Source organism: Duganella levis, from assembly GCF_009857605.1.
GTDB lineage: Bacteria > Pseudomonadota > Gammaproteobacteria > Burkholderiales > Burkholderiaceae_D > Rugamonas > Rugamonas levis.
The window spans coordinates 294,916-320,593 of record NZ_WWCT01000002.1; the positions used below are offsets into that span (position 1 = coordinate 294,916).

At 63.0% G+C, this 25,678-nt stretch carries 18 protein-coding genes and 1 tRNA gene; 2 read left to right on the forward strand and 17 right to left on the reverse strand.

Going from position 1 to position 25,678, the window contains the following annotated elements:
- Window positions 1–15: 15 nt before the first annotated feature.
- Window positions 16–447, forward strand: coding sequence for a DUF29 domain-containing protein (locus GTP69_RS04350; protein ID WP_161053720.1), 432 nt, complete (start codon window positions 16–18; stop codon window positions 445–447).
- Here the strand turns inward: GTP69_RS04350 and GTP69_RS04355 are convergent.
- Window positions 432–1,793, reverse strand: coding sequence for a c-type cytochrome (locus tag GTP69_RS04355; RefSeq protein ID WP_161053870.1), 1,362 nt, complete (start codon window positions 1,791–1,793; stop codon window positions 432–434). The genes GTP69_RS04350 and GTP69_RS04355 overlap by 16 nt on opposite strands.
- A 124-nt stretch (window positions 1,794–1,917) precedes the next feature.
- Entirely contained in the window at window positions 1,918–3,573 is a 1,656-nt protein-coding gene (locus GTP69_RS31700; protein WP_161053721.1) for a methyl-accepting chemotaxis protein, read from the reverse strand.
- 170 nt (window positions 3,574–3,743) lie between these two features.
- On the opposite strand from GTP69_RS31700, the gene GTP69_RS04365 reads away from it, so the two are divergent.
- Entirely contained in the window at window positions 3,744–4,457 is a 714-nt protein-coding gene (locus tag GTP69_RS04365; RefSeq protein WP_161053722.1) for an alpha/beta hydrolase, read from the forward strand.
- Here the strand turns inward: GTP69_RS04365 and GTP69_RS04370 are convergent.
- The 15 genes from GTP69_RS04370 to GTP69_RS04440 form a co-directional block, all read right to left on the reverse strand.
- Window positions 4,442–4,537, reverse strand: a tRNA-Sec gene (locus GTP69_RS04370). The genes GTP69_RS04365 and GTP69_RS04370 overlap by 16 nt on opposite strands.
- A gap of 22 nt (window positions 4,538–4,559) precedes the next feature.
- Complete coding sequence (selB, locus tag GTP69_RS04375; protein WP_161053723.1) at window positions 4,560–6,458, reverse strand: selenocysteine-specific translation elongation factor; 1,899 nt, start codon at window positions 6,456–6,458, stop codon at window positions 4,560–4,562.
- Entirely contained in the window at window positions 6,455–7,948 is a 1,494-nt protein-coding gene (gene selA, locus GTP69_RS04380) for an L-seryl-tRNA(Sec) selenium transferase (RefSeq protein ID WP_161053724.1), read from the reverse strand. The genes selB and selA overlap by 4 nt, the downstream gene beginning before the upstream one ends.
- Window positions 7,945–8,952, reverse strand: coding sequence for a formate dehydrogenase accessory protein FdhE (gene fdhE / locus GTP69_RS04385; protein WP_161053725.1), 1,008 nt, complete (start codon window positions 8,950–8,952; stop codon window positions 7,945–7,947). Before fdhE ends, selA begins: the two co-directional genes overlap by 4 nt.
- Before the next feature lie 74 nt (window positions 8,953–9,026).
- Window positions 9,027–9,680 (reverse strand): formate dehydrogenase subunit gamma, encoded by a 654-nt coding sequence (locus GTP69_RS04390; protein WP_161053726.1) that lies wholly within the window; start codon window positions 9,678–9,680, stop codon window positions 9,027–9,029.
- Entirely contained in the window at window positions 9,677–10,591 is a 915-nt protein-coding gene (fdxH, locus tag GTP69_RS04395) for a formate dehydrogenase subunit beta (RefSeq protein ID WP_161053727.1), read from the reverse strand. The genes GTP69_RS04390 and fdxH (GTP69_RS04395) overlap by 4 nt, the downstream gene beginning before the upstream one ends.
- Before the next feature lie 3 nt (window positions 10,592–10,594).
- On the reverse strand, window positions 10,595–13,663 hold the full coding sequence (fdnG, locus tag GTP69_RS04400; RefSeq protein WP_161053728.1) for a formate dehydrogenase-N subunit alpha: 3,069 nt from the start codon (window positions 13,661–13,663) through the stop codon (window positions 10,595–10,597).
- A gap of 158 nt (window positions 13,664–13,821) precedes the next feature.
- The gene (locus GTP69_RS04405; RefSeq protein WP_161053729.1) at window positions 13,822–14,475 is read right to left on the reverse strand and encodes a formate dehydrogenase subunit gamma; all 654 of its coding nucleotides are present in this window, start codon (window positions 14,473–14,475) and stop codon (window positions 13,822–13,824) included.
- The gene (fdxH, locus tag GTP69_RS04410; protein WP_161053730.1) at window positions 14,472–15,386 is read right to left on the reverse strand and encodes a formate dehydrogenase subunit beta; all 915 of its coding nucleotides are present in this window, start codon (window positions 15,384–15,386) and stop codon (window positions 14,472–14,474) included. Before fdxH (GTP69_RS04410) ends, GTP69_RS04405 begins: the two co-directional genes overlap by 4 nt.
- Before the next feature lie 18 nt (window positions 15,387–15,404).
- Window positions 15,405–18,476, reverse strand: a complete 3,072-nt coding sequence (gene fdnG / locus GTP69_RS04415) for a formate dehydrogenase-N subunit alpha (protein ID WP_161053731.1) — start codon at window positions 18,474–18,476, stop codon at window positions 15,405–15,407.
- Window positions 18,477–18,614: 138 nt separating this feature from the next.
- On the reverse strand, window positions 18,615–20,066 hold the full coding sequence (locus GTP69_RS04420) for a histidine-type phosphatase (RefSeq protein ID WP_161053732.1): 1,452 nt from the start codon (window positions 20,064–20,066) through the stop codon (window positions 18,615–18,617).
- Between the two features lie 3 nt (window positions 20,067–20,069).
- Window positions 20,070–22,187: a TonB-dependent siderophore receptor gene (locus GTP69_RS04425; protein ID WP_161053733.1), complete on the reverse strand. Its 2,118-nt coding sequence runs from the start codon at window positions 22,185–22,187 to the stop codon at window positions 20,070–20,072.
- Window positions 22,188–22,297: 110 nt separating this feature from the next.
- The gene (locus tag GTP69_RS04430) at window positions 22,298–23,200 is read right to left on the reverse strand and encodes a carbohydrate kinase family protein (protein ID WP_161053734.1); all 903 of its coding nucleotides are present in this window, start codon (window positions 23,198–23,200) and stop codon (window positions 22,298–22,300) included.
- Window position 23,201: 1 nt separating this feature from the next.
- The gene (locus GTP69_RS04435) at window positions 23,202–24,413 is read right to left on the reverse strand and encodes an AGE family epimerase/isomerase (RefSeq protein WP_161053735.1); all 1,212 of its coding nucleotides are present in this window, start codon (window positions 24,411–24,413) and stop codon (window positions 23,202–23,204) included.
- Window positions 24,414–24,415: 2 nt separating this feature from the next.
- Window positions 24,416–25,444 (reverse strand): LacI family DNA-binding transcriptional regulator, encoded by a 1,029-nt coding sequence (locus GTP69_RS04440; protein ID WP_161053736.1) that lies wholly within the window; start codon window positions 25,442–25,444, stop codon window positions 24,416–24,418.
- Window positions 25,445–25,678: the final 234 nt, after the last annotated feature.

Below are 25,678 nucleotides of genomic sequence, written 5' to 3' on the forward strand. Positions count from 1 at the left end.
CCTACGGAGGACGCCATGAGCAATCTCTACGACGAAGACGTGGCTGCCTGGGCGCAAGAGCAGGTGGCTCTGTTGCGCTCAGGCCAATGGGCGTTGCTGGACATTGAGCATATCGCCGAAGAAATTGAGGACATGAACATCAGCCATCGCCATCAACTGGCGCACAGGCTGGCGATTTTGATGGCGCATCTGCTGAAGTGGAAGTATCAGCCAGATCGGCGTGGCAACAGCTGGAAGCGCACCATACGGGATCAGCGCCAACAGATCGCAAAAATGCTGAAGAAGATGCCCAGTCTGCGCCACTTGCTGGAGGATCCTGAGTGGAATGAAGAGGTGTGGACAGATGCTCTCGGCATGGCCGTGCTGCAAACAGAGCTGACCGACCTGCCCAAGGCCCGCGAATGGACCCTGGAGCAGGTGCTGGCTGAGGATTACTTGCCGTCGTAAGTCACGCGGAAGATGCGGCCGCCGTAGTCGTCGGACACCAGCAGCGAACCATCGGCCTGCGTCACCACGTCGACCGGCCGGCCCACCACCTCATCGCCGCGCAGGAAGCCGTCGATAAAGGCGGTGTCGCTGACCAGCTTGTTACCGTACAGCGTAATTAGATGCACCGTGTAGCCGCTCTTGGTGCTGCGGTTCCACGAACCATGCTCGGCCACGAAGATATTGTTGCGATAGATTTCCGGGAACTGCTTGCCGGTGTAGAAGCTCATGCCCAGCGGCGCCACGTGCGGCCCCAGCTTGGCGACCGGCGGCTCAAACTCTTCGCAGGTGCGGTTCTTGCCAAACTCCGGATCCGGCACCACGCCGCCGTGGCAATAGGGGAAGCCGAAATGCTGGTTCGGCTTGGTCACCACATTCAGTTCGCAGGACGGCGTGTTGTCGCCTAGTTCGTCGCGGCCATTGTCGGTGAACCACAGCTGCTTGGTCGATGGATGGAAATCGAAGCCCACGGTGTTGCGCACGCCGCGCGCCACTTCTTCCAGCTGGCTGCCATCCGGATTCATGCGGTAGATCTTGGCGCTCTTGGTGTCGTCGGTATCGCAGATATTGCACGGCGCGCCGACCGGGATGTACAGCTTGCCATCGGGCCCGGCCCGCATCACCTTCTCGCCATGCCACTTGTCGCTCGGCAGGCTGGTCTTGACCACTGTATACGACGGTTTCTGCGCATAGCGCTTGTCGATGTTGTCGAAGCGGATCACGCGGCTGATTTCGCCCACGTACAGCGCGCCGTTCAGCAGCGTCACGCCGATCGGATTTTCCAGTCCCTCGGCCACGGTCACCACCTCGGCCGACTGCTTGTCGGCGCGCGGCACCAGCGCATAGACTTTGCCCGCCTTGCGCGAACCGACGTAGACGATGCCGCTGTCCGACACCACCATGCTGCGCGCCGTCGTCGCGCCATCCGCATACAGACTGATGTGGAAGCCCTTTGGCAGTTTGAAGCCGCTCAGCAGGTCGGTGGCGGCCGGCTTGGCCGCAGGGGCAGCCGTGGCCACCGCAGGCACCGCCAGCTTCTTGTTGGCGCTGGCGGCGATGTAATCGGCCAGTGATGCAATTTGCGCCGCGCTCAGCGTTGGCGACCAGGCCGGCATATTCTTCTCCGGCACGCCCTTGCTGATGATCTTGATGAGATTGGCCTTGGTCGGCGCGCCGTGGATCCAGGCGTGCTCGCCCAGCGTCGGGCCGATGGCGCCTTCCATTTTGGCGCCGTGGCAGACGGCGCAGTTGGCTTGGTAGAGTTTGTCGGCGGTTTGTGCCGAAGCGGTGAAGGCAGTGAACGCCATGCCGATGGCGGCGGCTTGCAGAGCGAACTTGTGCATTGTTATTTTCCCCTGTTGGTTGACGGCGTTATTGTACCGTCAGCCAAGGGGAGCAGGCGGACTGAGCCGCCTCCGGTGTAATGCAGGCTTAGCGGGCGCCAGTTGCGCGCAGTTGCAGCGCCGGCGCGCGGCCCGGTGCGTTGCGAGGACGCGAGGCGGTCATCGGCGACACGCTGGCCGTACGCGGCCCGCCATCGACCTGGAACACGCTGACCAGTTCAGCCAGATGCGCCGACTGGCCTTGCAGCGCCTCGGCAGCGGCAGCGGCTTCCTCCACCAGCGCGGCGTTCTGCTGGGTCACACCATCCATTTCCATGATGGCCTGGTTGATCTGCTCGATGCCGGCTTCCTGCTCGCTGCTGGCGGCCGTGATCTGTTCCATGATCTCGCTGACGTTGCGGATGCTGCCGACGATTTCCGCCATGGTCTTGCCGGCCTCGTCCACCAGCATGCCGCCGTTAGCGATCTTCTCGACCGACTCGTTGATCAACAGCTTGATGTCCTTCGCTGCGCTGGCCGAACGCTGGGCCAGCGTGCGCACTTCCTGCGCCACCACGGCAAAGCCGCGGCCCTGTTCGCCGGCGCGGGCGGCTTCCACCGCTGCGTTCAACGCCAGGATATTGGTCTGGAAGGCGATGCCATCAATGACACCGATGATGTCGACGATCTGGCGCGACGAGGCGCTGATTTCTTCCATCGTGGTCACTACGCCGCCGACCACTTCGCCACCGCGCACGGCCACGCCGGACGCGCTGGCCGCCAGCTGGTTGGCTTGGCGTGCAAACTCGGTGTTCTGCTTGACGGTGGCGGTCAGTTCTTCCATCGACGATGCGGTCTCTTCCAGCGAGCCAGCCTGCTGCTCGGTGCGCGACGACAGATCCTGGTTGCCGCTGGCGATTTCATCAGCGGCGGTAGCGACCGAATCGGTGCTGCCGCGTACTTCGCTGACGATGGCGGCCAGTCGCTCGCGCATGGCGGCGATGCTGTACAGCAGGCTGCTGTTGTCGCCGTCGGCCAGTTGCACGCGTACCGTCAGGTCGCCGCCGGCGATACGGTCGGTGATACCGGCTGCATAGCCCGGTTCGCCGCCCAGCTGTTTCAGCAGCGAACGGCTGATCAACCAGCCGAGTGCCAGTGCCGCCACGATCGAGATGGTGCTCAGCACGACGATCATCAGCGCCGAGCCGATGCTGCGGTCATGGATGGTTTTGCCGATCTCATCGATGACAGCCTTCTGGCGCTCAACCAGCGCACCCATGCTGGCGACATACACCTCGCCGGCCGGAATGAATTCTTTCTCGATGATCTGGTTGGTGTGCTCGATATTGCCGGTCGCTTTTTCCGCGAAGGCTTGCTTGCGGATGGCCTGGTAGGTCTTGCGTTTGTCTTGCGCAGCCTCGAACAGCGACTTGGCCTGGCTGTCGCTCAGCAGTTCGACGATCTGGCGTTGATAGCCTTCGGCGACCTTCGAGGTGTTGGCAATGCCGTCCTCAAACATTTTTTGAGTACCAGGATCGTCGGTCTTGGATGCCGCCAATGCGCGTTGCACATTGATTTCAACGATGCCTTTCCAGCCGCTGACCAGGCGCTCGGTCTTCAGATGCTGGTCGAGCAGGGCGTCGGTGTCGCGCGCGGTCTGGCGGATGCTCATCCAGCTGGCGATGGCTACAGCAAGTAGCAGGATCAGCGTCACGCCGAAGCCGATGGCCAGGCGATTGCTGACTTTCATTTCAGATAATTTCATGGTACCTCCGTATGGTGGTGAAGTGGTTATGTCTTGGAGGAGTTATTGTTATTTAAATGTAAATTAATATTACTTCTGAACATTATATCAGTGAATCATAAATGCCGTGTGGCAACAGATCGTTTCTTACTTTTATTTACAAAGTTGAAGAGCTTGGGTACGCTGCGGCCATGACCACCATCCTCGATTTTGACGTGCCGTTCGACGGCCATATGCTGAAGGCGGACCACTACGTTGGCCGCGACAGCAACCGCACCCTCTACCTGCACGGCGCCGGTAACAGCCAGCGCCACAGCCATCGCTTGCTGCGCGGCGCCTTGCAGCAGCGCGGCCTGGGCAGCGTTTGTTTTGACGCCATCGGCCATGGCGAGACGGGCGGGACGCTGGCGCAGTCGTCGGTGGCCAGCCGTACGCGGCAGGCGCAGGCGGTGCTGGCCGCGCAGGCAATGCCGGAGCCGCTGGTGGTGTTTGGCAGCAGCATGGGCGCGTATAACGCGATCCGGCTGACCGAGCAGCACAAGATAGATGCGCTAGTACTGATTGTGCCGGGCGTCTACACGCCGTCGGCGTATGAAGTGCTGTTCGGCCCTGATTTCTCGACCGTCATCCGGCGCGAGCGTAGCTGGGCCGACAGCGATGCGTGGGAAATCCTGTCGCGTTTCGAAGGCCGGCTGCTGGTGATCCACGCCGAGCACGACGCCACCATCCCGCTGGAAATTTCCGAACGCCTGGTAGCCGCCGCCACGCGCGCGCAATCGCGCCAGCTGTTCATCGTTCCCGGCGCCGAGCACAACCGCCTGTGGGCACTGCTGGCCGAAACGCCGGCCGACTTCAATGCGGCATTAGAGATGGTGCTGGAGGTAGTGGATGGCGGAAGGCAGTAGGAGTCGAACTTACGAGGGAGCGTCTGACGCCCCCCACCGGGTTTGAAGCCCGGCCCCATCACCGGATGAGTGTGCCTTCCGTATTGATTTGATTGCTACAATTCAGCTGCTGTACGACCACACGGTGTTCGGTCGTACCAGATGGACGTTGCCAATCCGGCGAGTATAGCCGACGCGGTCGAAGAACTCCAAGATCTGAATCGCCCGCTTGCGGCCAATGCCGGTGGCATCGCGGAACGATGACGCCTGCACTTCGGGCAGCGTGGCCACCATCCGCGCCAGCTCGTCCAGCCGCTGCGGATGGTAAAACAAATCCTTCACCACCTGGCTCAATTCACCGGTCTTCGACAGCTTGAGCAGCAGGCGCCGCACTTCAGCTTCCGGCATCTGGTGTTCGCGCATCAGCTCACGCACCCATGGCGGATCGAAACCGCCAGCCAGCAGCGAAGCCAGCAACGGCGCCACCAAAGCCTGTTCCTCGGCACTCAGGTCGACGCTATGCTCTGGCAAGTGCAGGCTGCGGCCGCGCTGTTTGATCGCGCCGCTGGCCAGCAGTGTGTCGACCAGGCGGCTCCACAAACGGTCTTCCATATCCGGCGAGACGATGCGCTTCAAGCGCCACAGTTCCGGCCCCGCATCATCCGGCGCGCGCGCATGGAATTCGGTCAGCGCGGCCAGGATGCGCGCTTGCAGCGCCTGCACCTCGGCCGCCGCAATCAGCAACTGGTCGCCACCTTGCAGGCTGACGGTCTCGGTGCCCGGCGGCGCGCTGATTTCTTCGGCCGGTAGCTGCGACAGCCGCACCAGCGTCGATACGCGCAGTCCCAGCGGCCCGCGCGCCAGCAGCGCCGCGATGTCGCCGGTGGCAATGTAATCGGCCAGCGCATCCAGCCACGCCAGCCGCGTTGAACTACGCCGCTTGCGCGCCGGCCCGAAGGGGTCGAGCACCATGCCGCCGCCGATGGTGGTGGTGGCCTGCGCGTTGCGGATCACAAAGCGGTCGCCCGGCACCGCATGCACCGGCGCGTCCAGCACCAGCTGCACGCGGCCGGTGTGGCCGGGCGCCAGCAGCTCGTCGTCCAGCAGCACCACGTTGGCGGTGTGATGGGCAGCACCCAGATGCACGTGCACCGGCGACCATGGCTTGAGCGTCTGGCCGCAGTCCGCCGTCAGCGTCAGCTGCACGTCTATCCGTTCGGAGCAGGCGGCCAGCGCCGGCGCCACTACCCAGGTGCCACGCGCGATGTCGTCCTTGCTCACGCCGCCCAGATTCAGCGCCAGGCGCTGTCCGGCGCGGCCGATATCGGACGAGCGGTTCTGCGCATGAATGCTGCGCACGCGTGCCTCCTGGCCGCCGGGCGCCAGTTGCAGCGTGTCGCCCACGCGCACGCTTCCGGCCAGTGCGGTGCCGGTAACGATGGTGCCTTGACCGGACAGCGTGAATACCCGGTCCACGCCCAGCCGGAACAAGCGCCGTTCGTCATTGGCCGGCAGCGTCGCCGCCATCTGCGCCAGGTGATGCAGCAGCGCCTTGACGCCGATGTCGCCTTCCAGCGTGGCGTTGGTGCGGAAGATCTGCGCGCCGGCGAAATCGGTCGGCGCCAGCAGCGCATTGATTTCCGCTTCCAGCTGTTCCAGCCGCTGGCTGTCGGCGCGGTCGATCTTGGTCAGCGCCACCGCGCCGCGCTTGACGCCCAGCAGGCGCAGGATGGCCAGATGCTCCAGCGTCTGCGGCATGATGCCGTCGTCGGCGGCGATCACCAGCAGCGCGGCGTCGATGCCGGTCACGCCGGCCGCCATGGTGCGGATGAATTTCTCGTGGCCCGGAACGTCGATCACGCCGAGGATCTCCCCGCCTTCCAGCGGAGCGTAAGCGTAGCCAAGTTCAATCGAAATGCCGCGCGCCTTCTCTTCCTTCAGGCGATCGGTATCGACGCCGGTGAGGGCGCGCGTCAGCGTGGTTTTGCCGTGGTCGATGTGCCCTGCGGTGCCGACGATCATGCTGTGAGCAGCGCCAGTTGTTCGATGAAGCGCTGCTGTTGATAGTCCTGCAGGCAGCGCAGGTCGAGCCACAGCGCGTCTTGCGCCACGCGGCCGATCACCGGCAGCGGCAGCGCGCGCAGGCGCTGTTCCAGCACGCCCAGCGCGTTGCTGACGCGGCCCGCAGCGGCAGGCCGCACCACCAGACCGTGACTCTGCAACTGGTCCACCGGCAGCGCGCCGCTGCCGATCTGGCTGAACATCGCTTCTTCGGTCACCTCATAGCCGGCGCCCAGCGCGGCCTGCAGCTGCGGCAGGATGGCTTGCGCCTGCGCGCGCATGTCGGCGGCAGGGCGGGTCAGCAGCTTGAGGGTGGTCAGGCGCTCCGGCAGCAGGTCCGGTGCGCGGTACAGGGCCAGCACCGGTTCCAGCGCGGCCAGCGTCAGTTTGCCGACGCGCAGCGCGCGCTTCAGCGGATTCTTTTTGATCTGTGCGATCAAGTCCTTGCGGCCGACGATGATACCGCACTGCGGCCCGCCCAGCAGCTTGTCGCCGCTGAAGGTGACCAGGTCGGCGCCGCCTTCGATGGTCTCGCGGACCGTGGTTTCGTGCGGCAGACCATACTGCTCAAGGTCGACCAGCGTGCCACTGCCCAAATCCACCGCCAGCGGGATATTGTGCTTCTTCGACAACGGCGCCAGTTCATGCAGCTCGATGCTCTTGGTGAAACCGGTGATGGCGTAATTGCTGGTGTGGACCTTCATCATCAGCGCGGTCTGCGGACCGGCTGCTTCGTCGTAGTCCTTCAAGTGCGTGCGGTTGGTGGCGCCGACTTCGCGCAGCACCGCGCCGGCGCGCGCCATCACGTCCGGAATGCGGAAGGCGCCGCCGATTTCCACCAGCTCGCCGCGCGAGACGATGACCTCTTTGCCGAGTGCCACGGTGTTCAACATCAGCAGCACGGCGGCGGCGTTGTTGTTGACGATGGTGGCCGCTTCGGCGCCGGTCAGTTCCAGCAGCAGTTCTTCAATCAGGTTATCGCGGTCGCCGCGTTTGCCGGTGTCGAGGTCCCACTCCAGGTTCATCGGCCAGCGCATCGAATCCACCACCGCTTGCACGGCGGCGTCGGGCAGCAGGGCGCGGCCCAGATTGGTGTGCAGTACCGTGCCGGTCAGGTTGAACACGGGCCGCAGCGGCGAAGCGTTTTGTTCTTGCAGCCGCGCCGCCAGCATCGCCAGCAGCGACGGGATGCTGGTGTCGGGCGCGCCGGCCACCGCCACTGCCGTGTCGCCGCCTTCGCGCGCGGCCAGCAGCATGGCGCGCAACTCGGCCAGCAGCGCGCGCGCCGCATCCAGCGTCTGCACGCGGCCATAGGCGGCCAGCAGCGGCTCGCAGTCGGCATCCGACAGGATCAGGTGCACCGCCGGCAAACGGATGGCGGCCGCCGGCACGCCGGCGGCCGACGCGGCGCCGTGCAGCGTGTTGTCTGAGCGGGCGGACTGCTCGCTCATTCGGCGTTAAACCACAGCAGGGGATTGCCGCTGGAGCGCGAGTAGCCCGCTTCGCCCACCAGCACGTCCAGCGCCAGGCTGGCCAGATCGTCGGCCAGCGGCTCGACGTTGTAGTCGTGCTCCTGGTTGAAGATCTTGCGGTAGGTGTGGCACGAGTCGCAGATCTCGGCGCGCGCGACCCGGCTAGGATCGTTGGCCTTGTTGACCGGCTCATTCGGGTCCACCGCCGGCATGCCGCCTTCCGGCTCGATGCTCTGGTAGGCCACGCCGGCCGTGCTTTCGCAGGTGGTGCACTTGACGCGCACCATGTGCCATTCGCTGGCGCAGCAGCTGCATTGCAGGTAACGGTAGCCTTGCGACTGGCCGCCGATGCGGATCACGCTGGCCACCGGATGGGCGCCGCACACCGGGCACAGGGTGTTGGTCACCAGCGGCTGCACGCGTTTGGCGTCCAATTGGCTGGCGCGCATGGTCCACATGACTTGCAAGGCCGCAGCCACGAACGGCGCGTGCAGCGGATGCACGCCTTCGGTCAGTTCGGCCAGCACGGCGTCGGCGCAGCCTTCCAGCTGGGCGCTGTCCAGCGCGCGCAATTCGGCCAGCACGGCGGCGAGTTGCGGCTGGCTGGCTGCCAGCGGGTCCAGTTGGTCGAGGATGGCGTCGAACACGCGGCGCCAGGTGGCGGGACGCTGGCCGCTGACCGGCAGCGGCGGCATGTGGTGGTCGATGGCCAGCTCGATGCCGGCGGCGTCTGGCAAGGCGAAAGTCTCCGCCGGCAGCACACGGATCACGGCGGCCTGGGCGTCCACCAGCGCTGCCATCATCAACAGGTAACCTTTCATGGTATCGCCGACCGGGATACCCTTGATTTGATTATCTGCCAACTGTCGCAGGCGCGTGGCGCGCCCGGTGAACAGGCTGCGTGCTTCAGGAAGCAGCAGGCGCGGGATGGAAGTGTGATCGAGGGACTCGATCTCGCCAGGTTCTAACAAACGTTGTACCAAAATATCTCCTTTGCCGGTGGCGGAGAGCTGCCGGCTCAGGCGATATTTTAATCCCAAATCGGCAGCTCCGTGGCTTAGTCCCGGGTTTTGCGAACGACTTCCTCGAACCAGCGCGGATGGTGCTTGCGCGCCCACCCGAAGGTGACCGTGCCGCGCACCATGGCGCCAATCGAGCCTTTGACCCACAAGGCAGCGTAAATGTGGACGACGATCGCGCAGATGATGCCAAAAGCACAAACGGCGTGCAGCAGCGCCGCCGCCCGTATCACCGGAATCGGGAAGTAAAACGCGAAGTAGGCGCGCCAGATGACGATGCCCGACAACAGCAGCCCGCACATGAAGGCGATCAGGGCGAAGAACAGCATCTTCTGGCCGGCGTTGTACATGCCGATCTTGGGCAGCTTGTCTTCGCGGTTGTTGAGCACATCGCCGATCTGCTTCATCCACTGGATGTCGGCCTTGTCGATATGGTTATGATGCCAAAAACGCAGCACCAGCACGAAGAACGAGACAAACATGGTCAGGCCGATGAACGGATGCAGGATGCGGGTCCACTGGCCGCCGCCCAGGAACATATACATCCACGACATCGCCGGGTGGAACATGGCGAGGCCGGACACCGCCAGCAGGATGAAGCAGATCGCGGTCACCCAGTGGTTGCTGCGTTCATTCGGCGTGTAGCGCTGGATCAGCGGGTTGCCGTCCTTGTCGCGGTTTGGATTGCTCATTTCGACTCCTCCCGGATGCGTTGTGCCTCGGCCAGCGCTTCGGCTTCCTCTTCCTTCGATACCTCGTTCGGACCGATGCGCGAATAGTGGAACCAGCCGGCCAATGCCGTCATGGCGATGCCCGCCAGTGCCAGCGGCTTGGTCAGCCCTTTCCACAGACCGACCGTGGCGCTGATGCTCGGATCCTTTTTCAGGCCATGATACAGCGATGGCTGGTCCGCATGGTGCAGCACATACATCACGTGCGTGCCGCCCACGCCGTGCGGATCGTACAGGCCGGCGTGCTCGAAGCCGCGCGACTTCAGGTCCTCGATGCGCTCGGCGGCGTGCGCCTTCATGTCTTCCTTGGTGCCGAAGTTGATGGCGCCGGTCGGGCAGGTCTTGACGCAAGCCGGTTCCTGGCCGACCGCCACGCGGTCCGAGCACAGCGTGCACTTGTAGGCGCGGTGGTCCTGCTTGGAGATGCGCGGCACATCGAACGGGCAACCGGCGATGCAATAGCCGCAGCCGATGCAGTTCTCCTGGTGGAAGTCGACGATGCCATTGGTGTACTGGACGATGGCACCGGGCGAAGGGCAGGCCTTCAGGCAGCCGGGATCCTCGCAATGCATGCAGCCGTCTTTGCGGATCAGCCATTCCAGGTCGCCCTTCGGATTTTCGTATTCCGTAAAGCGCATCACGGTCCACGATTGCGCCGTCATGTCGAGCGGATTGTCATACACGCCGGTGGTTTCGCCCACCTCGTCGCGCAGGTCGTTCCACTCCATGCAGGCGGTCTGGCATGCCTTGCAGCCGATGCACTTGGAGACGTCGATCAGTTTGGCGACGGTGCCGGTGACCGGCGTGCGCGCCTGCGGCGGCGTGACGGTGGTGGCGGACAGGCGTTTGATATCGAGTGATTGCAGTGACATGGTTTAGGCCTTTTCCACTTTCACCAGGAACGACTTGTATTCCGGGGTTTGCGAGTTGGCGTCGGCCGTCACCGGCGTCAACGTGTTAATCAGGTAACCCGGCTTGGTCTGGCCGGTGAAGCCCCACGAAGTCGGCAGACCGACCGTATGTACCGGCTTGCCCTCGATGGTCAGCACCTTGATGCGCTTGGTGACCACTGCCTTGGCGATGATGTGCCCGCGCTTGGACGACACCTTGACGCGCTGGCCGTGCACCACGCCGACTTCCCTGGCCAGCGCCTCGCCGATTTCGACGAACTGCTCCGGCTGGACGATGGCGTTGAGGCGCGCATGCTTGGTCCAGAAGCCGAAGTGCTCGGTCAAGCGGTAGCTGGTGGCCACGTGCGGATAGTCCTTGGCCGTGCCGAGCCGCGCGCGGTCGTTGGGGAACACGCGCGCGCCGGGATTGCTGGTGGCGAGCGGGTTCTTCGGATGCAGCGGGTTGTAGCCGATCGGCGTTTCAAACGGCTCGTAGTGCTCAGGGAACGGGCCCTCGTTGTAGGCATCGCGGGCGAAGAAGCGCGCCACGCCTTCGGCCATCATGATGAAGGCGCCCATGCCGTTTTCCGGCGGTTCGTCCAGCTTGAAGTCGGGCGTATCCATGCCGGTCCAGCTGCTGCCGTTCCAGCTGATGACGGGACGTTTCGGGTCCAGCGGCTTGCCATGCACATCGCACGAGGCGCGGTTGTACAGGATGCGGCGGTTGGCCGGCCAGGCCCAGGCCCAGTTCAGCGTATTGCCGCTGCCGGTCGGGTCGCTATTGTCGCGGCGTGCCATCTGGTTGCCGGCCTGGGTCCAGCTGCCGGCGAAGATCCAGCAACCGCTGGCGGTGCTGCCGTCGTCGCGCAACTGCGCAAAGCCGGCCAGCTGTTCGCCTTTTTTCAGCAGCGTCTTGGCCGGGTCTTTCGGATCCATCACCGTTTCCAGCACGCGGCCGTTGTATTCCATCGCCAGTTCTTCCGGCGTCGGCGCATCCGGACGCGCGTACTTCCACGCCAGGTTGACGATCGGGTCGGAATAGGCGCCGCCGTCGGCCTGGTACATGGCCTTCATGCGCAGGTGGATGTCGGCCATGATGTCGATATCGCTGCGGGTCTGGTACGGCGGCTCGGCGCCTTGCCAGTGCCATTGCAGCACGCGCGAGGACGACACCAGCGAACCGTTTTCTTCGGCGAAGCAGGTGGTCGGCAGGCGGAATACCTCGGTCTGGATCTGGGGCGGATCGACGTCGTTGAAGTCGCCGTGGTTCTGCCAGAACTCGGCCGTCTCCACGCTGAGCGGATCCATCACCACCAGGAACTTCAGTTTCTTCAGCGCGGCGCTGGTCTTGTTCTTGTCCGGCGCCGAACCCAGCACATTGAAGCCTTGCACCAGGTAGCCGTTCATCTGGCCGTTGTGCATCAGCTCAATCGCCTGCACCATGTCGTACATCTTGTCCGGCTTGGGCAGGTAGTCATAGGCCCAGTTGTTGTCCCTGGTGGCGGCGTCGCCCCACCAGCTCTTCATGAAGCTGACGTGGAATTTCGGGTAGTTGCTCCAGTAGCTCAGCTGGTTCGGGCGCAGCGGCTTGAGCGTGCGCTTTTCGATGTACTTGGCGTAATCCTGCTCGTCTTCCGCCGGCAGCGTCAGGTAGCCCGGCAGCATGGTCGACAGCAGGCCGAGGTCGGTCAGGCCCTGGATGTTGGAGTGGCCGCGCAGCGCGTTCATGCCGCCGCCCGAGATACCGATATTCCCCAGCAGCAGTTGCACCATGCAGGCGCTGCGGATGGTCTGCGAGCCGTTGGAGTGGTGGGTCCATCCCAGCGCGAACAGGATGGTGCCGGCGCGGCCCGGTTTGGCGGTCGAGGCCATGGCGTCGGCCACCATCAGGAATTTCTCCTTCGGCACGCCGCACACGCGTTCCACCATTTCCAGCGTGTAGCGCGAATAGTGCTGCTTCATCAGCTGGTAGACCGAGCGCGGATGCTGCAAGGTCGGATCGACCTTGGCGTAGCCGTCGGCGCCCATCTGGTAATCCCAGGTGACTTTGCTGGTGTACTTGCCGGCATCCTTGTCGTAGCCGGAATACAGGCCATCCTCAAAGCTGAAGTCGTCGCGCACCAGGAAGGTCAGGTCGGTGTTGGCCTTGACGTAGTCGTGGTTGATCTGGTCGGTGGTCAGCAGGTGGTTGATCAGCGCGCCCATGAACACGATGTCGGTGCCGGTGCGGTTCTGCACGAAGTGATCGGCCACCGAGGCGGTGCGGGTGAAGCGAGGATCGACCACGATCAGCTTGGCCTTGTTGTGGGCCTTGGCTTCGACCACCCATTTGAAGCCGCACGGGTGGGCTTCGGCCGAGTTGCCGCCCATCGACAGGATGACGTCGGCGTTGCGGATATCGACCCAGTGATTGGTCATGGCGCCGCGGCCGAAGGTCGGCTGCAGGGCCGCCACGGTCGGACCGTGGCAGACACGCGCCTGGTTGTCGAAGGCCAGCAGGCCCATGCTGCGTGCCACCTTGTGGGTGATGTAACCGGCTTCGTTGCTGGCGGCGGAGGCGGCCAGCATGCCGGTAGTCAGCCATCGGTTGACCGTCTTGCCTTCGGCGGTCTTGTGGACGAAGTGGGCGTCGCGGTCGGCCTTCATCAGCTTGGTGATGCGGGTCATCGCATCGTCCCACGAGATGGTTTGCCATTCATTCGACCCGGGCGCGCGGTATTGCGGCTCCTTCAGACGGTTCGGCGAGTGGATGAAGTCGATCAGCGATGCGCCTTTCGGGCACAAGGTGCCGCGGTTGACCGGGTGGTCCGGGTCGCCCTCGATGTGGATGATGCTGGCCACGGCGTTCTTGGCGTGGTCGCCGAGACCGTACATCAGCAGGCCGCAGCCGACTGAGCAATAGGGGCAGGTGTTGCGGGTTTCGGTGGTGCGGCTCAGCTTGTATTGGCGGACTTCCGCCAGCGCGGTGGCGGGCATGAAACCGAGGGCGGCGATGCTGGAAGTGGCAATCGTCGCGCCGGTGACCCGCAGGAATTGGCGCCTGGACATGTGCATGGTTGGCCTCTATCGCGTGAAGGGATGATCGCGGAGGCTACGCCAGTTTGTTGCAGGCGACTACTTGCCGAATGGATATCAGGCAATCAGGGAGAGTCGGGAACTATACTTCAGGAAGGGAAAATGGCGCGCCATTGCGGCGCGCCATGAGACTAGTTTTAGTCGCGTGATTTTTTGATCACTGCTTCAAACCAGCGCGGATGGTGCTTGCGCGCCCAGCCGTAGGTGACGGTGCCGCGTACCATGGCGCCGATCGAACCCTTGACCCACAACGCTGCGTAGATGTGGATGATGATCGAGCAGATGATGCCGAACGCACACACCGCATGCAGCAGCGCCGCCGCGCGGATCAGCGGGATCGGGAAGTAGAACGCGAAATACGCGCGCCAGATCACGATACCCGACAACAGCAGCCCGCACATGCACGCGATCAGCACGAAGAACAGAATCTTCTGGCCGGCGTTGTACATGCCGATTTTCGGCAGCTTGTCTTCGCGGTTGTTGAGCACATCGCCGATTTGCTTCATCCACTGCACGTCGGCGGCGTCGATGTGGTTGTGGTGCCAGAAGCGCAGCACCAGAATGGCGAAGGAGACAAACATCACCAGCCCGATGAAGGGATGGAGGATGCGGGTCCACTGGCCGCCACCGAGGAACATATACATCCACGACATCGCCGGATGGAACATGGCGAGGCCGGACACCGCCAGCAGGATGAAGCAGATCGCCGTGATCCAGTGGTTGCTACGCTCGTTAGGCGTGTAACGCTGGATCAGCGGATTGCCGTCTTTATCGCGGTTGGAGTGGCTCATGGTGCTTCCTCCCTGATGCGTTGTGCCTCGGCCAGCGCTTCGGCTTCTTCATCCTTCGACACTTCGTTCGGACCGATGCGCGAGTAGTGGAACCAGCCGGCCAGCGCCGTCATGGCGATACCGGCCAGTGCCAGCGGCTTGGTCAGGCCTTTCCACAGACCGACCGTGACGCCGATGCTCGGATCCTTTTTCAGGCCGTGATACAGCGACGGCTGGTCCGCGTGGTGCAGCACGTACATGACGTGCGTGCCGCCCACACCGGCCGGGTCATACAGGCCGGCGTGCTCGAAGCCGCGCGATTTCAGATCCTCGATGCGCTCGGCGGCGTGCTCCTTCATGTCCTCCTTGGTGCCAAAGGTAATGGCGCCGGTAGGGCAGGTCTTGACGCACGCCGGTTCCTGGCCGACGGCCACGCGGTCCGAACACAGCGTGCACTTGTAGGCGCGGCTGTCTTCCTTGGAAATGCGCGGCACGTCGAACGGGCAGCCGGCGACGCAGTAGCCGCAGCCAATGCAGTTCTCCTGATGGAAATCCACAATGCCGTTGGTGTACTGGACGATGGCGCCCGGCGAAGGACAGGCTTTCAAACAGCCCGGATCTTCGCAGTGCATGCAGCCGTCCTTGCGGATCAGCCATTCGAGGTCGCCCTTGGGATTCTCGTATTCCGAGAAACGCATGACGGTCCAGGATTGGGCCGTCATGTCCGTCGGGTTGTCGTAGACGCCGGTGGTTTCACCCACCTCGTCGCGCAGATCGTTCCACTCCATGCAGGCCGTTTGGCAAGCCTTGCAGCCGATGCATTTGGAGACGTCGATCAGCTTGGCGACCGTGCCCGTGACCGGGGTACGCGCTTGTGGCGGCGTCACCGTGGTCGCGGACATGCGCAGGATATCAAGTGATTGTAATGACATAGTGTGCTCTCCTTCGGCTTAAGCTTTTTCCACTTTCACCAGGAACGATTTCGATTCCGGTGTCTGTGAATTGCCGTCGCCCACGGTAGGCGTCAGCGTGTTGACAAGGTAGCCTGGCTTGGTCAGCCCCTTGAAGCCGAAGTTGATCGGCAGGCCGACGTGGTGCATCGGTTTGCCGTCAATAGTCAGTTGCTTGATACGCTTGGTCACCACTGCTTTCGCAATGATGTAGCCGCGCTTGGACGACACCTTGACCCGGTCGCCATGCACCACACCGACTTCCTTGGCCAGCGCTTCGCCGATTTCGACGAACTGCTCCGGCTGCACGATGGCGTTGAGGCGCGCGTGCTTGGTCCAGAAGTGGAAGTGCTCGGTCAAGCGGTAGCTGGTGGCCGCGTGCGGGTACTCGTCCTTCTTGCCCAGTTTCTTGCGGTCGTTCGGGAACATCCGGCCGGCCGGGTTGTTGAAGGCCTTGGGATTGTTCGGGTGCATCGGGTTGTGCCCGATTGGCGATTCGAACGGCTCGTAGTGTTCCGGGAACGGACCTTCCGCCATCGCATCGCGCGCAAAGAAGCGCGCCACGCCTTCGGCCAGCATGATGAATGGACCCATGCCGTTTTCCGGTGGTTCATCCGCCTTGAAGTCGGGCACATCGGCGCCGGTCCAGGCCGTGCCGTTCCACGAGATCAGCTTGCGGGTTGGATCCCACGGCTTGCCCTTCATGTCGGTCGAGGCGCGGTTGTACAGCACGCGGCGGTTGGCCGGCCAGGCCCAGGCCCAGTTCAGCGTATTGCCGATGCCGGTCGGGTCGCTGTTGTCGCGGCGGCCCATCTGGTTGCCTGCGGCGGTCCACGAACCGGCAAAGATCCAGCAACCGCAAGCGGTGCTACCGTCGTCCTTGAGTTGGGCGAAGCCTGCCAGCTGCTCGTTCTTCTTCAGAATGACTTTGGTCGGATCTTTCGGATCGGTGATTTCCTTCAGCGCTTTACCGTTGAATTCCATCGCGATCTCTTCCGGCGTCGGCGAGTTCGGGTTGCTGTAGTTCCAGGTCAGGTTCAGAATCGGATCCGGGAACTTGCCGCCGTCGGTCTGGTACGCCTTTTTCAGACGCAGGAACAGCGCCGACATGATGTCGAGGTCGGACTTGGCCTGGCCTGGCGGCTCGGCGCCTTGCCAGTGCCATTGCAGCACGCGCGAGGATGACACCAGCGAACCGCGTTCTTCCGCGAAGCAGGAGGTCGGCAGGCTGAACACCTCGGTCTGGATCTGCGTCGGATCGACTTTGTGGAAGTCGCCGTGCGGCTTCCAGAACTCGGCCGTTTCGGTCTGCAGCGGGTCCATGATGGCCAGCCACTTCAGCTTGGACAGCGAGTCGGTGATCTTCTGCTTGTCCGGGCCGGACGCCAGGATGTTGAAACCCTGGCAGATGTAGCCGGTCATCTTACCCTGATTCATCAGCTCGAAAGCCTGCATCATGTCGTAAGGTTTATCCAGCTTCGGCAGGTAGTCGAAGGCGTAGTTGTTTTCTTCCGTCGCAGCATCACCCCACCAGGCCTTCATGAAGGAGACCAGGAATTTCTTGGAGTTGCTGTAGTAGCTCAGCTGGTTCGGACGCAATGGCTTCAGCGCGCGCTTGGCAACATAGGCATCCCAATCCTGCTCGGCCTCGCTTGGCAGGGTCAGGTAACCCGGCAGCATATTGGTCAGCAGGCCCAGGTCGGTCAGACCCTGGATATTGGAGTGGCCGCGCAGCGCGTTCATGCCGCCGCCGGCGATACCCATATTACCCAGCAGCAGCTGCACCATGGCGCCGGTGCGCAGGGTTTCCGCGCCGGTCGAGTGCTGGGTCCAGCCCAGTGCGTACAGGATGGTCGCGGCACGGCCCGGTACAGCGGTCGAGGCCAGCGCTTCGGCTACCAGATGGAATTTCTCCGGTGGCACGCCGCAGGCCCGCTCCACCATTTCTGGCGTGTAGCGCGAATAGTGCTTCTTCATCAACTGGTACACGCAGCGCGGATGCTCCAGCGTCGGGTCGACCTTGGCATAGCCGTCGTCGCCCATCTCGTAGTTCCAGCTGCTCTTGTCCGCGTACTTGTTGGCCGCGTCGTCCCAGCCCGAATACAGGCCGTCGTTGAAGGCGAAATCTTCGCGGACGATAAACGGCATGTCCGTATAGTTACGAACGTACTCGTGTTGAATCTTGTCGTTGGTGAGCAGGTAATTGATGATACCGCCCAGGAACACGATGTCCGCACCGGTACGCGTAGCGACGTAATGGTCCGCTACCGAAGCCGTTCGGGTAAAGCGTGGATCGACCACGATCAGCTTGGCGCCGCGATGCGCCTTGGCTTCCGTGACCCATTTAAACCCGCAAGGGTGTGCTTCTGCTGCGTTGCCGCCCATGACCAGGATGACATCAGCATTCTTGATGTCAACCCAGTGATTCGTCATCGCACCACGTCCAAATGTCGAGGCAAGACCTGCCACCGTTGGACCGTGTCAAACACGTGCTTGGTTGTCGAATGGGAGCATGCCGGTGGCACGCATCGTTTTATGGGTTAAATAGCCGACTTCATTGCTGGCTGCCGAAGCGCACAGCATGCCGGTAGTGGTCCAGCGGTTGACGGTTTTGCCGTCTGCAGTTTTTTCGATGAAGTTGGCGTCACGGTCAGCCTTCATCAGTTTGGCGATGCGGTTCAGCGCGTCATCCCACGACATCGGGCTCCATTCGCTGGCGCCAGGCGCGCGGTATTGCGGCGCGAGCAGGCGGTTCGGCGAGTGGATGAAGTCGATCAGGCTGGCGCCTTTCGGGCACAGCGTGCCGCGGTTGACCGGGTGGTCGGCGTCGCCTTCAATGTGGATGATGCTGGCGGTGGCGTTTTTGGCGCCGTCGCCCAGGCCGTACATCAAAATGCCGCAACCGACGGAGCAGTAGGGGCAAGTGTTGCGGGTTTCGGTACTGCGCGCCAGCTTGTACTGCCGGACTTCGGCCAAGGCCGTTGCCGGTGCAAAGCCGAGTAGCGCAATGCTCGAACCCGCGATGGTCGCGCCGGTTACCCGAAGGAACTGGCGTCTCGACATCTGGTTCATGGGAATACCTCTCTTGTTTGTCTAATGACCTTCCCAGTTTATCATTTTGACTCAGCCGCCCGCGAGTGCAGAATTGTATTAATTGTTGCTTTCTAGCCAGAATCGCCTTTTGGTATGGGTGAATTGATAATTTTTGTGTTACTTATAACAACGCTTTAGGCGCTGGTAGTCGTAAAAGTGGCTGGCCGGGGCGATGCGGGCGGTGTCGCAGGCCGGCTTGAAGTCGGTTTCGCGTTCGTTGTACAGCATGCGGACGAGGGTGCGGCCCGCTGAATTTGTGTACAGATCCCACTGGATATTGGCCGCCATCGGCGCGACTTGGGCGCCACGCCATGGGCTATTGTCGTAACTATAAGTCGCCGCGCGCGGCAATTGTTCGGACATGCTTTTGAGTCCCAGCGCGCTGGCGAAGGGGATGACGATTTCGGCGTGGGCGAAGCGCAGTTTGGCCAGGTGCGCGGGCTTGCCGGCGGCGATGGCATCGGCCTCGCTGAAGAAATCGGCGACCAGCGCGCCGGCCATGCGCCAGGTGACGTCGCCGTTTTCCGTGATGCCGGGGCCTTTTTCGTAGAAGGCGACGGCGTCTTCCGCTTCCGCATAAACGCGGGCTTGCTGCGGCTGGACGTATTCGGTGAAGTCGGCTTTGAGTTCGGCTTCCATGTCGGCTGCGGCGGCGTACAGCTCATACAGCGCCAGCGCGGCGTCGGTGGCGGTGCCGATTTTGGTATCGCCGTCGCCGGTGATATTGGTGGTGAACTTGCCGTCGGCGCTGGTGTACGAGCGCGTGCCGGCATTGGCGGCGCTGACATGGCCTTGTTCCAGTGCCGCGATAAACGCCGGCGAGAACAACGTGCCCAACGTGGACAGTGCAGCGGCCTTCAGGCGTGGATCGGCATGAATGGCGGCCTTGCGGGCCTTCAGTTCATCGCTCTGGTCCCAGTGCTGGTAAGCCAGCGTAGCTTCCGGCGTCACGCCATCCTGCTTGGCGTTCAGTTTGTGAAAATAGAGGGTGGTACGGTCAGTGCCGGCGTCGATCAGCTGCACCAGGCCTGGCTGCTGCGCGGTCAGCGCGCGGCTGAAGAAGGCTGCGCTGTCCACCGCCCGGTCCTTGCCGGAGCTGAGCACCACGATGCGGCGCTGGTCCTTCTCCGCATCACGGAACAGCGCCGGCAAGCGCGCGTACAGGCGCTGGGCGAGGCCGGTGTGTTCGTCCACGCCCTGCATGGTCTCGTTGCCGTAGCCTGGCTTGCTGATGCCATCCACGCCGTAGCCCAGCAGCGCGTTGGCCTTGATCATCGCTTCAATATCAGGCCCCAATTGGCGGCCCAGCGGCGACAGCGCATCCTGCTGCTGCGCCAGCTGCCACAGGTTATACAGCGCCAGATCCGTCTTGAAGCTGCTCAGCCCCCGCGAGCCATGGCGGGCCAGCAGCTGCGTGTAGACCGCCGTGTAGCCGGCGGGCGCCGTCTGGTAGCTGGCGCTGGCCTGCTGTGGTGCGTAGGGCGTTTTGGTTTGGTAGAACTGCTCGCCATACGCATGCGACAACAGCAGGGACAACGCGGCGCCAGCCGCAAGACGGAGTGGTTTCATGGCTTAGAAGTCTACCCGAACACTGAGGCTGGCGGTACGCGGCGCGCCGATGTTCAGATAGTTCTCCTGGTAGTAGGTCCAGTATTTGCGATTGGCGATGTTGGAGATATTCGCGCGCACGCTGATCATCTTGCCGAAGTAGCGGTGACGATAGTTGAAGCCTGCATCGAACAGCGTGTACGCCGGCAGCGTGTTGACGTTGGCCGCATCCATCGGCAGTTCGCCCAGGTACTGCGAACCGACGTGCAGCGCCAGGCCTGGCAGCACATCGCGCAGGGTCGCCTGAATCGATGCCTGACGGCGTGGCGCACCTACGGCGCGCTTGCCGCTGTAGCCCGGCGCCGCATCTTCCAGCGATGCATCCAGCAGCATGATGCCGCCTTCGATAGACAGGTTCTTTGCTGCCTGCACAACGCTGTTCACTTCCAGGCCATTGTATTTGGACTGGCCGTCCGACACGTAGACGTTGCTGGCGTTGGTGTACTGCGCGCCGCGCTCGATGTGGAACAGCGAAGCGGTAGCGTTCCACCGGCTGCGTTCCATCTTGACGCCGGCTTCCGATTGCTTGCTCTTGATCGGCGCGAAGGTCTGGTTGGCGTTGACGGTGGTGGTTGGCGCGGATGCGGCTTGCTCCAGCGCTTCCACGTAGCTGGCGTACAGCGTGGTGTCGGCGGCCGGCTTGAACATCAGCGCGATGGTCGGCGTGGTCTTGTCGGCCGGGTAGCTGGCGGTCAGCACGCCCTTGGTCGAATAAGCGTTGTCGGTGAAGCGCGTGTAGCGCGCGCCGGCCACCAGCGACCAGGCGTCGCTGAACTTCAGCGTGTCGCTGGCGAACAGCGCTTCCTGGCGCGTGGTCTCATCGCGGTAGGTGCCGCCGCTGTAGTTGACGGTGGCTGCGCTGTAGATGGTAGGCGCGTACAGATTACCGGTGCCGATCTTGGTCTTCGGCGTCACCACCGACGAGGTGGAAACGAGGTTCTGCGACATCGTGCCCAGCACCACTTCATTGCTCAGGCCAGCGAGATTGAACTTGCCGTTGACGGTGGCCTGCACTTGGTCGAAGTGGTAGCCGTGCAGCTCGGAGGTGATGCGGTCGTAGTAATCGCCGACATTGCTGGTGAGGTAGTACTGGTCCTTCTTGTACACGCGGGTGGAGTCCGAGGTGCGGTACGAGACGTTGGCAACCCAGTCTGGCGCCAGGCGGTATTCGACGCCGGTGGTGGCCAGCGTGTATTCCACGTCGTTGCCCGCGCCGATGCTATTCAGTTTGGTGTCGCCATCCAGCGCGGCCGGGATCTTGAACGGAGTAGGGGTATTGGTGAGGATAATGTCGGTGCCGCCCACGCTGCGGCGGCGCTGGTAGATCGCATCGTAGGTCAGTGCCAGGTCCTTGGTCACGCGCCACTCCAGATTCAGGCCGGCGGCGTTGCGCTTGATCGAACCGCTTTCCTGTTTGACGTCGCCGTCTTCATGCACCAGATTCAGACGGTAGCCGAATTCGCCGTCTTCGCCGAGACGGCCGCCGGTGTCGATATGCTCCTTGATTGCGCCGCCTTCCTGATAACCCATTGCCGCGCTGAAGGTCTTCTCGGTGGTTGGACGCTTGGTCACATAGTTGATGATGCCGCCCGGCGAACCGAAGCCGTACATATAGCCGGTCAGGCCTTTCAGGGCTTCCACGCTCTCGAACATTTCCAGCGGCATCTCGGTGCCGCGGTTGATGTTGGCCAGGCCATTGACCTTGTAGCCGTTCAGGTCATCCAGGCGCAGGCCGCGCATCTGGATGGTGGCAGGGTGGGTGGAGATCGGTGGCGAGATGGCGGTGACCGATGCGTCGTACTTCAGCACTTCGGAAATGCTGGTGGCCAGGCGGTCTTCGATTTCGTCGCTGGAGACGGACTTGGTGGAGAAGGGCGTATCCAGTTCCGACTTGCGTCCCAGTGCGCCGCTGCTTACGCTGTCGCCGAGCTTTTTCTTTTCGACGGTGGCTTTGACTTCCACCGTGGACAGCGCGCCGCCGACATCCTCCGCAGCCATGGCGGAGAAGTGGAGGGCGCACAGCCCGGCGGTAGCCAGAGCGAGTTGCAGACGGGATGGAGCGAAAGGATTTTTCGAGGGCATGAAGGACCTGAGGAAGTTGGACAGATAAAGCCCAACATCGTATCGGCGGCATATGACGCCCGTATGACGAGCGGCCGATTCTTCCTCAGGTATTAATGATTTACACCGATTTACAACAGCGCCTGAATGGCGGTCAGCGACGGCGGCGAAGCGCCTTGCGCCAGGCACGCAGCCGCGCCGGCCGCAACGCAGAAGCGCAGATGCTGCAAGGGTTCTTGGGTTTCGCGATGCATCATGCTCCACGCCAGCGCGGCGATGCTGGCGTCGCCCGCGCCGACCGTGTCCACCACATCGATCTGCGGCGCCGGCAGCGACCATGCGGCGTCGCCGATGTGCAGTGAAGCGCCGGCGCCACCCTTGGTGTACAGATAGGTGGCGGCAGGATTCCAGCTGCGCAGCGTATCGAAGGCGGTGGCGATGTCCTTGGTGCGGAACAGTCCTTCAAGATCTTCTTCCGACACCTTGACCACATCGGCCAGCTCCGTCATGCGGCGCAGCGTGGCGTCGTACCGTTCGTCCATCAGCACGCGGTAGTTCGGGTCGTAGCTGATGCGCACACCATCCTGCTTGAGCTGCTCGGCCAGCGCCACCAGCTTGCCCGCCAGCGGTTGACGCGCCAGGCTGATGCCGCCGAAGTGCACCCACTTGCACTGCGCGCGCCAGCCTTGCGGTAGCTGGCTGGCGTCGAAATGCAAATCAGCGCTGTCGTCGCCGACGAAGAAGTACGCCGGTGGATCGGTGCGGTGCACGATGGCCAGCAGCGGCGAACGCGCATGGCGCTGCAGGAAGCGCAGATCCAGCCGCGCCGCCTCGCTGGCCTGCCACAGGGCGTCGCCGAAGACGTCCTGGCTAATGGCGCCGGCGAACGCCGTCGGCACCTCCAGCTTGGCCATCGCCCGCGCCACATTCCAGGTCGAGCCGCCAACCTGGCCAAGCCAGTGCTGCTGCGCCGTGTCCTGCACGATCATATCGGTCAGCGCCTCGCCCGCCGCCACAAATAAAGGGAAGCCCATCTCAGTCCTTCTTCAACACGTTCAACACCTCATAGCACGCGCCCATGGTGTGGTAATCCACCTTGCCGGCCGGGCTTTTCTCGTCCGTCAGCTTGCTGTTGTCGGCGCCGAGGATGCGATACCACGCACCATATTGATGGTCGACGAAATGCTCCCAGCTGTAAGTCCATATCTTGTCGTACCAGGTCCAGTAGCGCGCCTCGCCGGTGCGATCCGCCAGCAGCGCGGCGGTGGCCAGGCTTTCGGCCTGCACCCAGAAGTATTTGAGATCGTCGCAGATGCTGCCATCCGGCGCAAAGCCGTAGTAGATGCCGCCATGCTCGTGGTCCCAGGCCTTGGCCAGCGCCGCGTCGAACAGCTCCACCGCGCGCGGTAGTAGCCAGCGCGGATTGAGCGACAGCTGCGCGCCATGGCGCTCCAGCAGCAGCAACAGCTTGGCCCATTCGGTCAGGTGGCCGGGTTGATAGCCCCATGGACGGAAGATATTGGTCTTGTCGTTGCGGTTGTACTCCGCATCCACCGACCAGTCGTCGTGGTAGTGTTCCCACACCATGTTGTCGGCCAGCGCGGCCTGGCGGATGGTGATGTTGTGCGCCAGCGTTTCGGCGCGCAGCAGGTAGTCGCGGTTGCCGGTGGCTTCAAACGCGGCGATCAGCGCTTCGCAGGCGTGCATATTGGCGTTCTGGCCGCGATAGTTGTCCACGCGGGACCAGTCGGCGCTGGCTTCGTCGGCATACAGGCCATGCTCCGGCTCCCAGAAACGGCGCTCCATCAGCGCGAAGGTTTCACCGATCCATTCGGCGGCTTGCGTTTCGCCGGCCATCAGCGCGTGGCTGTAGGCCAGCAGCACGAAGGCCAGGCCGTAGCAGTGGTTGGTGCCGTCAATGACGGTGAGGACGTTGTCCTTCCACTTCAGTTCCCACGCGTAGCCGCCGGTGTGCGGATCGCGGTGCACTTCGCGCAGGAAGTCCAGCGCATGGCGCAGGCGCTGCCGATCCGCTACATCGCCGAACTGCCGCCACGCCATCGCATAGTTAAAGACGAAGCGCGTGCTGCTGACCAGATGGCGCGTGTGCGCATCGTAGACTGTGCCATCGTCTTTGTAGAAGTGATACAGACCGCCGCTCGGATCGACGCAGCGGCTGTCGTAGAAATTCTTGGTGTGGCGGATGTGGTTCAGCAGGGTGGTGCGGGATCGGAAATCTGGGGCCATTATCAGGTCCGTTTGAAGTTGAGGAGGTTCTTGGGGCGCCAGCCTTCCGTGACGGTGCTGGCGCGTGTGATCAATTCGACCGGGGAGATTTTCTCCACCGGCTCGTCGTGCGGGCCGTTGAGCAGCATTTCCACGCCCAACGCGCCCAGCGCTTTTTTATCGATGCGCAGCGTGGTCAGGGGACGGTGTCCCAGCACGGCGGTCGAGATGTCGTCGAAGCCGACGATCGCAATGTCGTGCGGGACTTTCAATCCCCTGGCGATGCAGCAGCGCATTGCCACCAGCGCGGCGCTGTCGTTGTAGCAGAACACCGCGTCCGGCGGATGCGGCAGGTCCAGCAGCTGCTCCATCGCCTCCCACGCGCCGGTTTCCAGGTCCACGCCATCCGGCAGGCAGGCGTCTAGCCGTGGATCGGCCAGAATGCCTTCCTCGAACAGCGCCTGGCGGTAGCCGCGCGCGCGTTCGCGGATGGAGTAGTGGGCCAGCGGGCCGGAAATGAAGCCGATGCGCGTGCGGCCGGTGTCGATCAAATGCTTGGTGGCCAGGTAGCCGCCCATCATATTGTCCGGATTGACGGAGCTGTAGCCGCGCAGCTTCATATCGATCAGCACCAGCTGCTTGCCAGTCGAGCGCAGGGCGCTCAGCGTTTCCGGTTCGAAGAAACCGGCGCAGACGATGCCGTCCGGCGCATGCATGCGTATCTGGTCGATCAGGCCATCGGCCGGTCCTACCGCCATAAACGACAGCACGATGCCCTGCTTGCGGCAGGCTTCCTCCGCGCCGTGCAGCACCGGCGAGTAGAACGGGCTGCTGGACGCCGTGTTGTGCTGGCGGTGCAGCAGAAAGGTGAGGCGGCGCAGGCGCTTGGGACGCAGTTTGCAAAAGTCGTAGCCCAGATCGCGCGCTGTTTCCAGCACCATCTGGCGGGTTGCTTCGGTCAGGCCGGGCTCATTTTTCAGTGCGCGTGAAATCGTCCCCGCCGATACGCCAGCGACCCGGGCGATATCCCTGATCGTGATGTTCGTGCCCATTGTTATATGTCTCCTCCGGTGTGGATGCAGTCTTGCATAAGCGTCTATTGACGGTCAAACGACACATCGAGTTCACCTTTGAGTTTAGCGCAATTTACTAAACAAGCAGGCTTTAGCCGCGCAGAGGCAGGCCAGGCCTGCGTCGCGCCCGTTCTGGCTTGTTTAGTGAAGAGGACTAAACTGCGACCAAATTACGCATGGTGTTTGACCGTGGGGCGGCCGGCATGCAGAATC

What these genes read in the sequence shown, in the direction of transcription:
- fdxH (WP_161053727.1), bottom strand. Translation starts at nt 10,591, where the DNA reads ATGTCACTGCAATCACTCGATATCAAACGCCTGTCCGCCACCACCGTC.
- selB (WP_161053723.1), bottom strand. Translation starts at nt 6,458, where the DNA reads ATGATCGTCGGCACCGCAGGGCACATCGACCACGGCAAAACCACGCTG.
- GTP69_RS04420 (WP_161053732.1), bottom strand. Translation starts at nt 20,066, where the DNA reads ATGAAACCACTCCGTCTTGCGGCTGGCGCCGCGTTGTCCCTGCTGTTG.
- GTP69_RS04430 (WP_161053734.1), bottom strand. Translation starts at nt 23,200, where the DNA reads ATGGGCTTCCCTTTATTTGTGGCGGCGGGCGAGGCGCTGACCGATATG.
- GTP69_RS31700 (WP_161053721.1), bottom strand. Translation starts at nt 3,573, where the DNA reads ATGAAATTATCTGAAATGAAAGTCAGCAATCGCCTGGCCATCGGCTTC.
- fdxH (WP_161053730.1), bottom strand. Translation starts at nt 15,386, where the DNA reads ATGTCATTACAATCACTTGATATCCTGCGCATGTCCGCGACCACGGTG.
- GTP69_RS04390 (WP_161053726.1), bottom strand. Translation starts at nt 9,680, where the DNA reads ATGAGCAATCCAAACCGCGACAAGGACGGCAACCCGCTGATCCAGCGC.
- GTP69_RS04350 (WP_161053720.1), top strand. Translation starts at nt 16, where the DNA reads ATGAGCAATCTCTACGACGAAGACGTGGCTGCCTGGGCGCAAGAGCAG.
- GTP69_RS04365 (WP_161053722.1), top strand. Translation starts at nt 3,744, where the DNA reads ATGACCACCATCCTCGATTTTGACGTGCCGTTCGACGGCCATATGCTG.
- GTP69_RS04440 (WP_161053736.1), bottom strand. Translation starts at nt 25,444, where the DNA reads ATGGGCACGAACATCACGATCAGGGATATCGCCCGGGTCGCTGGCGTA.
- fdnG (WP_161053728.1), bottom strand. Translation starts at nt 13,663, where the DNA reads ATGCACATGTCCAGGCGCCAATTCCTGCGGGTCACCGGCGCGACGATT.
- GTP69_RS04435 (WP_161053735.1), bottom strand. Translation starts at nt 24,413, where the DNA reads ATGGCCCCAGATTTCCGATCCCGCACCACCCTGCTGAACCACATCCGC.
- GTP69_RS04355 (WP_161053870.1), bottom strand. Translation starts at nt 1,793, where the DNA reads ATGGCGTTCACTGCCTTCACCGCTTCGGCACAAACCGCCGACAAACTC.
- GTP69_RS04425 (WP_161053733.1), bottom strand. Translation starts at nt 22,187, where the DNA reads ATGCCCTCGAAAAATCCTTTCGCTCCATCCCGTCTGCAACTCGCTCTG.
- selA (WP_161053724.1), bottom strand. Translation starts at nt 7,948, where the DNA reads ATGAGCGAGCAGTCCGCCCGCTCAGACAACACGCTGCACGGCGCCGCG.
- GTP69_RS04405 (WP_161053729.1), bottom strand. Translation starts at nt 14,475, where the DNA reads ATGAGCCACTCCAACCGCGATAAAGACGGCAATCCGCTGATCCAGCGT.